The following is a 13492-nucleotide window of genomic DNA, read 5'->3' as shown; positions in this document are numbered from 1 at the left end:
GAATTCAGCGCGGTCCCGACCGATCATGGGGAGGCAAGACCTTACCAGAGGATACCCTGCATATGAGCCGCCATCCTGCCGTCTGGCCCGACGTTCCGTCCCATCTGCGCACCGCGCAGCCGGACCACCCGGTGCTGTATTTCCTGCCCGCGCGTCTGCAGGCTACGGCAAGGCGGTTTCAGAAGGGTTTTCCGGGGCTTGTGACCTATGCGGTCAAGGCGAATGACAACACGGCGGTGGTCGAAAACCTGGTGGCCGCCGGGCTGACGACCTTCGATGTGGCATCGCCCGACGAGATGCTGAAGGTGCGGAGCGTGAGCCCCAGGGCCGTGATGCATTACAACAACCCCGTGCGCTCGATGTCCGAGATCCGGGCCGCGGCGGGGTTCGGCATCCGCTCCTATTCCATCGACGACATGGGCGAGCTTGAGAAGCTTGCCTCGGTCGTGCCGGCGGAGGGCACCGAGATCTCGGTGCGGCTGAAGCTGCCGGTGAAGGGCGGGTATTACGATTTCGGTTCGAAGTTCGGAGCGGAGCCGGCACTCGCAGCCGCCCTTCTGAAGCGGGCCGTGGCGCTTGGCTTCACCCCCTCGATGACCTTCCATCCGGGCACGCAATGCGAGGATGCGGAGGCCTGGACGGCCTATATCTCGCGCTGCGCGGCGGTGGCAGAGGAGGCGGACGTGCGCCTGCACCGGCTGAACGTGGGCGGCGGTTTCCCCGCACATCGGAACGGCGTGGCGCCCGAGCTTGAGGGGATCTTCGACGAGATCGCGCGTGCCGTGCGGGCCGCGTTCGGCGAGGCGATGCCCGCGCTTGTCTGCGAGCCCGGGCGCGCGATGGTGGCCGAGGCCTTTGCGCTGTGCGCCCGCGTGAAAGCGCGGCGTCCGAACGGCACGCTGTTTCTCAACGACGGGATCTATGGCGGGATGGCGGAAGCAGGCCTTATCGGCTCGGTCGACCGTCTGGCCGTCTTCGCCCCCGATGGCAGTCTGCGCGAGGGCCTCCGGTTCGATGCGATCGTTTTCGGCCCGACCTGCGACAGTCTCGACATGATCAAGGGAACTGTTTCGCTTCCCGAGACAATCGCCGAAGAGGATTACATCCTGTTCGACGGGATGGGCGCTTATTCGACCGCGACCATGACGCGCTTCAACGGCTATGGCGCGTTCGACTTTGTTACGGTCGATCACAGAAGCTGACACAGATTGTGACAGTGAATTGAGAGCGCGTGGCCTTGGCGAAAGGGCCCCGCGCACCGCATAGTCATGGTTATGAAAGGCTTTCGCGATAGGGAGCCCCCATGTCGATGATGCATGCACTTCGCCGGGTCCTGTCCCGGTTCGGCCGGGCCGAGCAAAGCCCGGCACGCCCGGTGCGTGGCCCGCGCGACCATGTGATCATCATCGACGGAACCATGTCGCAGCTTGACGAGGGCCACGAAACCAACGCGGGCATCACCTTCAAGCTTCTGTGCGAGGCCGCGGGACCGAACACATCCATCCGCTACGAGGCCGGTATCCAGTGGCAGACATGGCGCCACACACTGGACATCATCGAGGGCCGCGGGATCAACCGCCAGATCCGCCGGGTCTATGGCAAGCTTGCCTCGCAATACCGGCCGGGCGACCGGATCTTCCTGTTCGGCTATTCGCGGGGCGCCTATGCGGTGCGTTCGCTCGCGGGCGTGATCGACCGGGTCGGGCTTCTCAAAGCCGAACACGCGACGGAGCGGAACGTGCAGATCGCCTACCGCCACTACAGGCGGGCGAGTTGCGGATCGGCCCACAAGGCCTTCGTGAAGCGGTTCTGCCATGCCGAGGCGCCGATCGAGATGGTGGGGGTCTGGGACACGGTGAAGGCGCTGGGCTTCCGCGCGCCGATCGTCTGGCGCTGGGCGGAAAGGGCGCATGAGTTTCACGATCATTCGCTCGGCCCCGCGATCCGGCACGGATACCACGCACTCGCGCTCGATGAGACGCGGGAGGCGTTTCAGCCGGTTCTTTGGGATACCCCCGACGATTTTCCGGGCCATGTGGAGCAGGTGTGGTTCCGCGGAACCCACGGCGACGTGGGCGGACAGTTGGCCGGGTTCCTGGAGGCGAGGCCCCTGGCCAATATACCGCTGACATGGATGCTGGAGCGCGCGGTGCGCTGCGGGCTGGCCCTGCCCGAAGACTGGCGCGTACGATATGCGACCGATCCCACGGCGCCGTCCTCGGGAAGCTGGCGGGGCTGGGGCAAGTTCTTCGTGCTGAGGAGCCGGCGGGTCGTGGGCCGCGATCCTTCGGAAAGCCTGCATCCATCGGCAACGGCGGTCGAGAAGCCCAAGTGGTTCAGCTTTGCCGCGATGCTTACGCGACGCCCCGCCACGCGTTAGCGGTAGGCGAGAAGCTGCCCGCGGGAAGAGACGATGTAAAGCGTGCCGTTCACGATGATCGGCAGGGCGGCGGCACCGCCCGGGATTTCGACTTCGCGGGTCAGAAGCCCGGTGGCTGGATCGAAGAAGCGCAGAAGCCCGTCGCCCGAAGCCACGACAAGCCGCCCGCCCGCGAGGACAGGCCCGTAGTGATCGGTGATCGCGTTCTGCCGCCGCTCGCGCCGCTGTACGAAATAGGGAAGCTCGGTCGCCCAGATCCGGGCACCGGTATCGGCATCGAGACGGACGAGTTCATTCTGGTCGGAGACGAGGAACGCCGAACCGCCTGCGACCCAGAGCGGGGACTGCGCGCCGTCTTCCGCCGTCCAGAGCCGTTCACCCGACCCGATATCGAGCGCCATGGACCGGCCGCTTGGGTTGCCGGCATAGACCCGGTCGCCGATCACAACGGGATCGCCGGTGACATCGGTGATCTTGGCATAGACGCGGCCCTCGCGCCCGCCCGACAAGGGCGCCGTCCAGACCCGGAGGCCCGAAAGCTTCAGCACGCCGACAAGATCGCCGGTATGGAACGGCAGGAGGACAAGCCGGTCGCTGACCGAGGGAGCGCCGGCCCCGAGGACGCCAGAAGGGCTTTCAGCGTTCACGACTTCCCACTTGATCTGCCCTGTCTCGGCATCGATGGCCCAGCCCCGGCTGTCGGTGGAGATGGCGTAGACCGTGTCGCCCTCGACAGTGGGAGCAGAAGTGGCCGCCGCGCCGAGGCGCTGTTCCCAAAGAAGCGCGCCGGTCTCTGCATCGATGGCCGAGAGGCGGCCGAAACCGGAGGTGGCAAAGACGCGCCGGCCGTCGGTGGCCAGCCCGCCGGACGAGGCATCGCGATCGCGTTCGGAAGCGGGCACCACATCGGTGGACCAGAGCACCGCGCCCGAGGTTGACACCGCCGAGACGGTGGAGGCCGCATCCATCACGAAAATGCGCCCGTTCGCCGAAACGGGATCGGCGGTGATGCGCTGGCGGCGATTGTCGCCCTCGCCGATCCTGGCCGACCAGACGAGGCTGGGGGTAGGACCGAGGGCGAGGTGCGAAAGCGCCTTTTGCGGATTGCCGCCACGATGCGTCCACTCCGCAAGGTTCTGCGTGGCCGGGGCGTTGAAGGGCTGCGGCCCAAGCGCCTCGGGTTCAGGCGGCAGGGCGGCGGCGGCCTCGTCGCTCAGCGGCGCGCGCAGATCGAGGCGTTCGCCCGGAAGGATCTCGTCCTGCCCACAGGCCGAGACGAGAAACAGCGCGCAAAGGCCCGTAAACACTGCACCGGTGCGTATCATGCTTGCCTGCCCTTCCCTGCCCCCAACCGGGGGAGTCTCTTCCTTCGGCCTTAGCCTGCCTCGAGCGATCCGCCCAGCGCCACAATCAACTGAGACGCCCTGCGACGCAAGCCTTGGCTGGCCGCGCTGTCGGACATCAGATCGGTAAGAACGGAAAGCGCGGCCTCGGTGTCGCCCGCCGCGACATGGGCAAGCGCCGTGGCCTCGAGCGCCAGCAGGCTGTAGGGCGCGCCGGGGACCGTCAGCGGCTCGAGCCGCGCGATCTGGGTTTCAGGGTCGAGATCGGGGGCCTCGATCAGGATCGCCTTCAGGGCCGCGAGATCGCGATAGACGGGATCGATCTCGGGGTTTTCGGCGATCGCACGCAGCCGGTCGAGCGCGGCACCGGGGCTGCCGCCTTCGACCGCCTGGCCGGCGGCGAGCATGGCAAGGACCGCTGCGGCATCGCCTTCACCGTCGATGCCGGACAGTGCGCTGGCGCGGGCCTCGGGGCTTGCCGCTTCAAGCGCGGTGAGCACGGCGTCGCCGCGCGCCTCGGCCTCTGCGCGGGCCTGGGCCTTGCGCCATTCGTTGAAAGCGGCCCCGCCGACGAGGATCAGAACCGCCAGAACCGCGATCCAGCCGTAGCGGCGAATGTAGCGGAAGAGTTTCTCCCGCCGGACCTCTTCGCTCACTTCGTTGATAAAGCTGTCTTCGTTCGCCACGCCCGGCCTCCACGCCCGCTGTTCGCGCGCCCTGATAGCCGGTCCCGCGGGGGAACGACAAGGGTTGTGCGCAGAGTTTGGCTGCCTTGCGCGATTTCGCACGCCGGTGATCTTGCAGCGGGCGGTCAGTTCGTCTATTTTGAACTGAACGGTTTAGGAAAAAAGTGATACGGTTCGCGGTGACCTTCGTATCACCGTGTGGACTTCACCCGTGACGATGACGTGGGCATTGGCCCCCAGGATACGTTAGAGATGAGACCGGTTTCGATATTGACGGCAGTCGCCGTCGTTGCAGTGCTTTACCTTCTGGTGTTCGAGCGCGAGCGCCTGATTTCCTTCGCCACCGGCGACGCAACCGTGGAAATGGCCGCAGAGGCGCCTGCCGCGGATGCGCCCGTCGTGCCGAAGAAGGAAGTGACTTCCGAGATGACGCCGGTGCACGTTGTGGCGAAGCGGTCGGAGGCCGATACGATCAACAATGCCGTCATCTTGCGCGGCCGGACTGAAGCCTCGCGGCAGGTTGACGTGCGCGCCGAGGTGAGCGGGCTGGTGATATCCGACCCGCTGCGCCGGGGGGCGCGGATCGAAGCGGGCGACCTTCTGTGCGAGCTTGATATCGGCACGCGGGACAGTGAACTGGCGGAAGCGCAGGCGCGGCTGGCCGAGGCGCAGGCGCGCCTTGCGGATGCCGAGATCAACGAACGGGCGGCGGCGCGGCTGAGCCAGGATGGTTTTGCGTCTGAAACCCGACTGACGGCCGCGCAGGCCGCGGTGCAGTCGGCGCGGGCCTCGGTGCAATCGGCGCAGGCCGGGATTGCGGCGGCAGAGAAGGAACTTGACCGGCTTGAAATCCGAGCGCCGTTTGGTGGGCTTCTGGAAAGCGATACGGCGGAGATCGGATCGTTCCTGCAGCCTGGAGCGCTGTGCGCGACGGTGATCGAACTCGATCCCATAAAGCTCGTGGGGTTCGTACCGGAAACCGAGGTCGACAAGGTCGTCGTTGGCGCCATGGCGGGGGCGCGGCTTGCCTCGGGCCGCGAGGTGCAGGGCCAGGTGACGTTCCTCAGCCGGTCTGCCGACCCAAATACGCGAACCTTCCGCGTCGACGTGACCGTAGAAAACGCCGACGGCGCGATCCGCGACGGGCAGACCGCAGAGATATTCATCGCGGCGGATGGGGCGCTTGCGCACCTGATCCCGCAATCGGCGCTGACACTCAACAATGACGGCCGTCTTGGCGTGCGCCTTGTGGCCGCGGATAACCGCGCGGCCTTCGCCCCGATCTCGATCCTGAGGGATACCGTGGACGGCGTCTGGGTCTCAGGCCTTGAGAACGAGGTGTCGCTGATCGTCGTGGGCCAGGAATTCGTGACCGACGGCGTGCCGGTTCTGCCGAGCTATGAAGACGAGGCCGCGCAATGATCGGCATCGTCGACTGGGCTGCCGGCCGGGCGAGGATGATCCTTGCCTTCATCGTGCTGTCCCTTGCGGTCGGCGGCTATTCCTATGTCAGCCTTCCGAAAGAAGGCGAGCCGGATATCGAGATCCCGGCGATCGTGGTCTCGGTGCCCTTTCCCGGTATTTCGGCTGAGGATTCCGAGAAACTGCTGATCAAGCCGATGGAAACCGAGCTTTCGGATCTCGACGGGCTGGACCAGATGACGGCCACCGCCGCCGAAGGCTATGCCAACGTGGTGCTGGAATTCGATTTCGGCTGGGACAAGACGAAGGTCATGGCCGATGTGCGGGACCGCATGGATTCCGCCGAAGCGCAGTTTCCCGATGGCTATGAGCGCTATTCGATCAGCGAATTCAACTTCTCGGAGTTTCCGATCATCATCGTGAACCTCACCGGCGCCCTGCCGGAACGGACGCTTCTGAGGGTTGCGAAGGATCTTCAGGACAGGCTTGAAGGGCTGGAGCCGGTGCTCGAGGCTTCGCTGGCGGGGCACCGGGACGAGATGCTGGAGGTCGTGATCGACCCTCTGCGGCTTGAATCCTACAACGTGACGGCTGGCGAACTGATCAACGTCGTCGTCAACAACAACCAACTGATCGCCGCGGGCGAGATCGAGACCGCGCAGGGCGCCTTCGCCGTGAAGATCCCGTCGAGCTTCGACGATCAGCGGGATGTGATGGAGCTTCCCGTCAAGGTCGACGGCGACCGGGTGGTGACGCTGGGCGATCTGGCCGACATTCGCCTGACCTTCGAGGACCGGGAAGGCACGGCGCGCTTCAACGGCGAGAACACCGTGGCGCTACAGGTGGTGAAACGGAAAGGGTTCAACCTGATCGACACCGCCGCGCTGGTGCGAGAGACGGTGGAAGCGGAGCGCGAGAGCTGGCCCGTGGAGCTTCAGGAGGCGATCACGGTCGGCACGTCGAACGACCAGAGCCGGATCGTCGATTCGATGGTGAAGCAGCTCGAAAGCTCGGTCATGACCGCCGTGGCGCTTGTGATGATCGTTGTGCTGGCCGCACTCGGTTCGCGATCCGCGCTTCTGGTGGGCTTCGCGATCCCGACCTCCTTCCTGCTCTGTTTCGCGTTTCTCGCGATGATGGGGGTCAGCGTGTCGAACATCGTGATGTTCGGGCTGATCCTCGCCGTGGGGATGCTTGTCGATGGCGCCATCGTCGTCGTCGAATATGCCGACCGGCGGATCCGCGAGGGATCGGGACCAATGCGCGCCTATGTCGAAGCCGCGCAGCGCATGTTCTGGCCGATTGTCTCGTCGACCGCGACGACGCTTTGCGCGTTCCTGCCGATGCTGTTCTGGCCGGGTATCCCGGGACAGTTCATGGGCATGCTGCCGGTCACGCTGATATTCGTTCTGTCGGCCTCGCTGGTCGTCGCGCTGATCTACCTGCCGGTGATGGGCGGGGTCGCGGGCCGGATGAGCCGGACCTTCGAACATGCTTCCGAAGCGCTTCGATCCCGCCTGCCCTGGGCGGCCTGTGCGGTGCTGGTGCCGGCCGCGCTTTACGCGATGTTCGTCTCGGCCATGCAGGTGCTGAACCCGGCCTATATCCTGCCCGCCGGCCTGTCACCGGTGGCGGGATCGCTGATCGGGGCGGTGATGTTCATCCTGTCGGCCATGGGCGCCTCTGTCGCGCTGGGCGCGGCGCGGATCGAGCGGCGGCGGACGAAAATCGACGCGGGCTATCGCAGGACGCCGTTCGGGCATTTCATCCGGTTCATCGCCGCGAACCCCATCATGCCGCTTGTGTCCATCGCTGCCGTGATCGGCTTTGTCATGGTCACCTTCATGACCTACGGGGCGAACAACAACGGGGTCGAGTTCTTCGTCGAGAGCGAGCCGGAACAGGCGATCGTCTATGTGCGGGCGCGCGGCAACCTTTCGCTGGGCGAGAAGGATGCCCTCGTCAAGCAGGTCGAGGACGTGATCCTGTCGGTGGACGGGATCGACAGCGCCTTCGCCTTCGCGGGATCCGCCGGGCTGAACAACAACACCGGCGGCGCAAGCGGGCCGCGCGACACGATCGGACAGGTGCAGATCGAGCTGATTCCGTGGGAAGACCGGGCGGCCTTCGCCGCAACGCGGGATGACCTGACCGTCGAGGACTTTGACGGCGATCTGGTGCTGGACCGGATGCAGGCGCGGATGGACGAGATCCCGGGGATCTATACCGAGATTCTGAACCTTGCGCAGGGCCCGGCACAGGGCAAGCCCGTGCACCTTCGGCTGAAGGGCGACGATCAGGCCGCTTTGTACGAGGCCGCGCGGATCGTGCGGGCCAAGTTCGAAACGACCGAAGCGCTGATCGAGGTGGAGGACACCCTGCCCCTGCCCGGCATCGACTGGCAAATCGACGTCGATGTCGAGAAGGCCGGGCGCTATGGCGCGGATGTCGCGACGGTGGGCGCGATGGTGCAGCTTGTGACGCGCGGCGTCTTCCTCGACACGATGCGGGTGCCGTCGTCGGACGAGGAGATCGACATTCGCGTGCGGCTTCCCGAAACCGACCGGGTGCTTGCGACGCTCGACACCCTGAAGGTCAGAACGAATGACGGGCTTGTGCCCCTGTCGAACTTCATCAGCCGGAAGCCCGTGGAACGGCTGGCGCAGATCGACCGGGTGGATCAGTCGCGCGTCTTCGACGTCAAAGCCGATGTGGCGCCGGGCCTGACGCTGGAGGACGGCAGCGTCATCAATGCCAACGAACGCATCGGGGTGCTGACAGAGTGGCTTGAGGCCGAGCGCCCCCTGCCCAATGGCATCGACTGGGAGTGGACAGGCGACCAGGAGGAGCAGGAAGAATCCGGCCAGTTCCTGATGACCGCCTTCGCCGGAGCGCTGGGGCTAATGTTCATCATCCTTCTTGCGCAGTTCAACTCGTTCTACAACGCCGTGCTGGTGTTGATGGCCGTCGTTCTGTCGACCACCGGCGTACTGATCGGCATGCTGGTGATGAACCAGCCGTTTTCAATCATCATGACCGGAACGGGGATCGTGGCGCTCGCCGGGATCGTCGTGAACAACAATATCGTGCTGATCGACACCTATCAGGAATTCTCGCGCTACATGCCGCGGATCGAGGCGATCGTGCGGACGGCGGAGCAGCGGATCCGCCCGGTTCTTCTGACCACGATCACCACGATGGCGGGGCTTGCACCGATGATGTTCGGCCTGTCGCTTGATTTCATCGGCGGCGGGTATTCCATCGACAGCCCCACCGCGCTCTGGTGGAAACAGCTCGCAACGGCGGTGGTGTTCGGCCTCGGGATCGCGACGGTTCTGACACTTGTCTTCACGCCGTCGATGCTGGCACTGAGGGTCTGGATCGTGACCTATGCCAACTGGATCGGACGGGCACTGGCACGGCTATCCCTCGGCCGGGCGAGCCGGGCCGCGCAGGACTGGGCCCTGCAGCGGGCCGCGCGTCGGCTGAAAGCGCCGGAGATCATCTGGGACACCGGCTCCGAATTCCCGCGCCACGTTGCGCCTGACGTGCCGCTCAAGGCGGCGGAGTAGCCGTCTACCAGGTCTGGTGGCGTTCCGGCCGCCCGCGGCGCGAAGCGTTCATGTAGGACAGGATCGCCAGCGTCGCACCGATCCCCATGAGCACGTAGACCGCCGTCGTCGCGCCGAAGGGCCGGACGAGGGCGAGCGTCAGCACGCGATCAGCCATGGAGGCGATGCCCGGCGCGGACTGTCCGAGAAGCGTAAAAAGCACGCCGGTGGTGACATGGGCCGCTGGGAGCGCAAAGAGGGCAAGAAGAAACAGGCTACGGAACAGAGGATGCATCGAAGGCGCCTCCTGTAAGGGAACTTTGGCGGCGAGGCTCCGGGCCCGCTGCGGCGGAAATGAGGCGCGATGCGCGGGTTCGGCGGATTTCCGCCGAACAGTGTGTGCCGGAAACCGCGATTTTCCGGACCCGGAGGCTTGCAGCCGGGCACCGGGGCTTCGTTTGAACGGGCGGATCGCCTAGGCTTTCGCCAGGATGGGTGAGGCTCTGGATCACAAGGGTTTTCTGGCCGCGGTGCCGGCGGAGACACGCGAGGAGCTGACCGCGCGCGACGATGCCCCTGCACTTCGGCATCTTCTGCGCCATGCCGGCCTGATACTCGTTTTCCAGGTTTACGTGGCTTTCGGGCTTCCCCTTTGGTGGGTCATGCCGTTGCCGCTTGGCGTGGCGCTCGCCTTTCTTTTTACGCTGCAGCACGAATGCACCCACAAGACGCCGTTCGAGACCGGCTGGATCAACGAAACCGTGGGGCATGTGACCGGGTTTCTGATCTTTCAGCCGTTCGAGTGGTTCCGGGCCTTTCACATGGCCCATCACAGGTTCACCAACGATCCCGAGCGGGACCCGGAACTCGAGGTGCCGAAGCCCGAAGGCCGGGGGCCGTTTCTGTGGTATCTCGTCGGTCTGCGCTATTGGCGTGCCAAGATAATTGTGCTTCTGGCGAATGCGGGCGGCGGAGATGACGTGGACTATCTGACCGACCGGATCCGCCCCCGGATCAAGCGGGAAGCGCGGCTGATGCTTCTGGGCTATGCGCTTCTGGCGGTTACCTTGTTCTGGTCATCACTGATTTTCTGGGTGTGGCTGTTGCCGCTGATCCTAGGGTTTCCGGTGCTGAGGCTTTACCTGCTGGCCGAACACGGCCGCTGCCCGGCGGTGGCGGATATGTTCGAAAACACGCGAACGACGCTGACCACGACGGCGGTGCGGTTCCTGGCCTGGAACATGCCCTACCACGCCGAACATCACGCCTGGCCGGCGGTGCCGTTTCACCGGCTGCCGGAAGTGCATGCGCTGGCAGAGCGGCATCTGAAACGGGTGTCGCCGGGATACGGGGCGTTTCTGAGGGAATACGTTTCGGAAGACCTGGCGTCGCGCGGGTAGGCGCATCGCCGCCGGCCCGGTTCAGGCCGCGTCCTGCTCCGCCGCCTGGCGGGCCCAGAGCGAGGCGTAGCGGCCTGAATGCGCCAGAAGTTCCTCATGGGTGCCGCGTTCGACGATTTCGCCGGCTTCCAGCACGATGATCTGGTCGGCATCCACGATGGTCGACAGCCGGTGCGCGATGGTCAGCACCGTGCGCCCCTCGCCCATGGCGCGCAGTTCTGCCTGGATCTCGCGTTCGGTTTCGGTGTCGAGCGCCGAGGTGGCCTCGTCGAGGAGCAGGATCGGCGGGTTCTTCAGAAGCGTGCGGGCGATGCCGACGCGCTGTTTCTCGCCGCCAGAAAGCTTGAGGCCCCGTTCGCCGACGACGGTCTCGTACCCTTCGGGCAGGGAGTGGATGAAATCGTGGATCTTCGCGGCCCGCGCCGCTGCCTCGATCTCGGCAAAGCTCGCGCCCGCCCGACCATAGGCGATGTTGTAGCGGATCGTGTCGTTGAAAAGGACGGTGTCCTGCGGCACGACGCCGATCTGATCGTGCAGCGAGACCTGGGTGACGTCGCGCACGTCCTGCCCGTCGATCCGCAGGCTGCCGCCGTTGACGTCGTAGAACCGGAACAGCAGACGCCCGATCGTGGATTTGCCCGAGCCCGAGGGGCCGACGATGGCGATACGCTCCCCCGCCCCCACAGTGAAGGAAATGCCTTTCAGGATGGGGCGCGCGGCCTCGTATCCGAAAACGACGGTGTCGAACTCGACTGAGCCGCCTTGCACTTTCAGAACATTCGCGTCCGGTTTGTCCTCGATTTCGCGGGGTTGCTCCAACAAATCGAACATCTCGCCCATATCGATGAGCGATTGGCGGATTTCACGGTAAACCGTGCCAAGGAAATTGAGCGGCATGGTGATCTGGATCATGTAGGCGTTCACCATGACGAAATCGCCCACCGTCAGTGTGCCGTTCGAGACACCGATCGCCGCCATGACCATCACGCCGACAAGCCCGCAAGTGATCAGGAAGGACTGACCGGTGTTGAGGAAGGACAGCGAATAGGAAGTCTTTAGGGCCGCCTTCTCATAGGCCGCCATGGCGCCGTCGTAGCGTTTCGCCTCGCGCGCTTCGGCGCCGAAATACTTCACCGTCTCGAAGTTCAGCAGGCTGTCGATCGCCTTCTGGTTGGCGTCGGTGTCCTGATCGTTCATTTCCTTGCGGATGCGAACGCGCCATTCGGTGACCTTGAAAGTGAACCAGATGTAAAGCGCGATCGTCACGGTGACGACGGCGAGATACCAGATGTCGAACACCACCGCGAGGATGATCGCGATCATCGCCAGTTCGATGATGAGCGGACCGACCGAAAAAAGCATGAAGCGCAGCAGGAATTCGACGCCCTTGACCCCGCGTTCGATGATCCGGCTGAGGCCGCCGGTCTTTCGGGTGATGTGATAGCGCAGCGAAAGCGCGTGGATATGGGTGAAGGTTTCCAGCGCAAGCTGGCGGAGGGCGCGCTGACCCACGGCGGCGAAGATCGCATCGCGCGCCTGCTGGAAGGCGACCGTCAGAAGCCGGGCGACACCGTAGGCGACGGTAAGGCCGATGGCCCCCACGCCCAGCGCCCAGGCAGGATCGGGGGCCTCGCCCGTAAGCGAATCCACCGCGGCCTTGTAGAAAAACGGCGTGGCGACGGAGACGAGCTTGGCCACGAAGAGCGCCACGAGAGCGAGAACGACCCGGCGCTTCACCCAGGGAAAGGCGTCGGGCCAGAGATAGGGCGCAACCTTGCGGATCGTGCGCCAGCCCGAGCGGCGGGCGTCGTTGTCGAAGTTGTCTGTGGTGGTCACGGGAGGGCGTATCGCTTGGCAGGGCTTCGTCGGACCCCCGTGTTTAGGCCGGATGGGCGGGAATGGCCATAGAGCACGCTGGCCTGACCCGGACCAAGCGGATAGGCATTGGGAAATGGCTGACGGAGGAGCGATGCAGCACGTTCTGGTGACCGGTGGAACCGGAGGGATCGGATCGGGGATCGCGGAAGTTCTTCTTTCGCGAGGCTGGCAGGTGACAGTGACCGGCGCAACCGAGGCGGAAGTGAGGGAGGCCGAGGCCCGCTGGGACGGGCGGGTGCGGGTGAGGCACATGGACGTCACCGACACCGCCAGCGTTTCCGAGGGCTTTCGGGGATTGGAGCGTCTCGACGGCCTGGTGACCTGTGCCGGGATCCTGCTGAAGGACCGCGAGTGGGACATCGACGGGTTCGAGGCGGTGATCGGGGTGAACCTCGTGGGCACGATGCGCTGCGCACTGGCCGCGCACCCGTTTCTGGCTGCGTCCGGCGGTGCCGTGGTGACGCTTGGCTCGATGTACAGTTTCTTCGGCGGCCCCCATGCCCCGGCCTACAGCGCCTCGAAGGGTGGCGTCGTACAGCTGACGAAGGCGCTGGCGGGCCGCTGGGCGACGGACGGCGTGCGCGTGAACGTCATCGCGCCCGGCTGGATCGAAACACCGATGACGGCGGCGATCCGCGAGGGCGCGGACCGGTCTCGCGAGGCGGGGATCATGGCGCGGACGCCGATGGATCGCTGGGGCGCCCCGCGCGAAGTGGGCCAGGCGGTGGCCTGGCTTCTGTCGGACGAGGCGAGCTTCGTCACCGGCACGGTGATGCCCATTGACGGCGGTTATTCTGCGATGTGAGGAGAGCGTCACTTTCACCGGTCCCCG

Annotated in this window: 10 protein-coding genes; 6 read left to right on the top strand and 4 right to left on the bottom strand. The window is 65.3% G+C overall.

The features are described 5' to 3' along the window. Positions 1-62: 62 nt before the first annotated feature. On the top strand, positions 63-1202 hold the full coding sequence (locus RXV90_RS07520) for a type III PLP-dependent enzyme domain-containing protein (protein ID WP_316647903.1): 1140 nt from the start codon (positions 63-65) through the stop codon (positions 1200-1202). Positions 1203-1303: 101 nt separating this feature from the next. Continuing rightward, positions 1304-2380 (top strand): DUF2235 domain-containing protein, encoded by a 1077-nt coding sequence (locus RXV90_RS07515; protein WP_316647902.1) that lies wholly within the window; start codon positions 1304-1306, stop codon positions 2378-2380. Here RXV90_RS07515 and RXV90_RS07510 read toward each other — a convergent pair. Together RXV90_RS07510 and RXV90_RS07505 are read right to left on the bottom strand one after the other, a co-directional pair. Next, positions 2377-3705: a PQQ-like beta-propeller repeat protein gene (locus tag RXV90_RS07510; RefSeq protein WP_316647901.1), complete on the bottom strand. Its 1329-nt coding sequence runs from the start codon at positions 3703-3705 to the stop codon at positions 2377-2379. The two genes, RXV90_RS07515 and RXV90_RS07510, sit on opposite strands and share 4 nt — an antisense overlap. 50 nt (positions 3706-3755) lie before the next feature. Next, positions 3756-4409, bottom strand: a complete 654-nt coding sequence (locus RXV90_RS07505; protein ID WP_316647900.1) for a hypothetical protein — start codon at positions 4407-4409, stop codon at positions 3756-3758. 252 nt (positions 4410-4661) lie between these two features. Between RXV90_RS07505 and RXV90_RS07500 the strand changes: the two genes are divergently transcribed. Together RXV90_RS07500 and RXV90_RS07495 are read left to right on the top strand one after the other, a co-directional pair. Beyond that, positions 4662-5831, top strand: coding sequence for an efflux RND transporter periplasmic adaptor subunit (locus tag RXV90_RS07500; protein ID WP_316647899.1), 1170 nt, complete (start codon positions 4662-4664; stop codon positions 5829-5831). Then, positions 5828-9403 (top strand): efflux RND transporter permease subunit, encoded by a 3576-nt coding sequence (locus RXV90_RS07495; RefSeq protein WP_316647898.1) that lies wholly within the window; start codon positions 5828-5830, stop codon positions 9401-9403. The genes RXV90_RS07500 and RXV90_RS07495 overlap by 4 nt, the downstream gene beginning before the upstream one ends. 4 nt (positions 9404-9407) lie before the next feature. Here the strand turns inward: RXV90_RS07495 and RXV90_RS07490 are convergent, their stop codons facing one another. Then, a complete protein-coding gene (locus RXV90_RS07490) occupies positions 9408-9677 on the bottom strand; it encodes a hypothetical protein (protein ID WP_316647897.1) in 270 nt (89 codons plus the stop codon). Between the two features lie 196 nt (positions 9678-9873). Here RXV90_RS07490 and RXV90_RS07485 point away from each other — a divergent pair, with 196 nt between their 5' ends. Continuing rightward, complete coding sequence (locus RXV90_RS07485; protein ID WP_316647896.1) at positions 9874-10782, top strand: fatty acid desaturase; 909 nt, start codon at positions 9874-9876, stop codon at positions 10780-10782. A 21-nt stretch (positions 10783-10803) separates the two neighbouring features. On the opposite strand, the gene RXV90_RS07480 is transcribed toward RXV90_RS07485, so the two are convergent. Then, positions 10804-12630, bottom strand: a complete 1827-nt coding sequence (locus tag RXV90_RS07480) for an ABCB family ABC transporter ATP-binding protein/permease (protein WP_410482352.1) — start codon at positions 12628-12630, stop codon at positions 10804-10806. Between the two features lie 103 nt (positions 12631-12733). Here RXV90_RS07480 and RXV90_RS07475 point away from each other — a divergent pair, with 103 nt between their 5' ends. Next, entirely contained in the window at positions 12734-13465 is a 732-nt protein-coding gene (locus tag RXV90_RS07475; protein ID WP_316647894.1) for an SDR family NAD(P)-dependent oxidoreductase, read from the top strand. The last annotated feature ends 27 nt before the right edge of the window (positions 13466-13492 follow it).

The sequence above is a fragment of the Ovoidimarina sediminis genome (assembly GCF_032586175.1).
Taxonomy (GTDB): domain Bacteria; phylum Pseudomonadota; class Alphaproteobacteria; order Rhodobacterales; family Rhodobacteraceae; genus Ovoidimarina; species Ovoidimarina sediminis.
This window is presented reverse-complemented; position numbering and strand designations above follow the sequence as displayed.

What these genes read in the sequence shown, in the direction of transcription:
- RXV90_RS07490 (WP_316647897.1), bottom strand. Translation starts at nt 9,677, where the DNA reads ATGCATCCTCTGTTCCGTAGCCTGTTTCTTCTTGCCCTCTTTGCGCTC.
- RXV90_RS07485 (WP_316647896.1), top strand. Translation starts at nt 9,874, where the DNA reads ATGGGTGAGGCTCTGGATCACAAGGGTTTTCTGGCCGCGGTGCCGGCG.
- RXV90_RS07510 (WP_316647901.1), bottom strand. Translation starts at nt 3,705, where the DNA reads ATGATACGCACCGGTGCAGTGTTTACGGGCCTTTGCGCGCTGTTTCTC.
- RXV90_RS07495 (WP_316647898.1), top strand. Translation starts at nt 5,828, where the DNA reads ATGATCGGCATCGTCGACTGGGCTGCCGGCCGGGCGAGGATGATCCTT.
- RXV90_RS07515 (WP_316647902.1), top strand. Translation starts at nt 1,304, where the DNA reads ATGTCGATGATGCATGCACTTCGCCGGGTCCTGTCCCGGTTCGGCCGG.
- RXV90_RS07520 (WP_316647903.1), top strand. Translation starts at nt 63, where the DNA reads ATGAGCCGCCATCCTGCCGTCTGGCCCGACGTTCCGTCCCATCTGCGC.
- RXV90_RS07475 (WP_316647894.1), top strand. Translation starts at nt 12,734, where the DNA reads ATGGCTGACGGAGGAGCGATGCAGCACGTTCTGGTGACCGGTGGAACC.
- RXV90_RS07500 (WP_316647899.1), top strand. Translation starts at nt 4,662, where the DNA reads ATGAGACCGGTTTCGATATTGACGGCAGTCGCCGTCGTTGCAGTGCTT.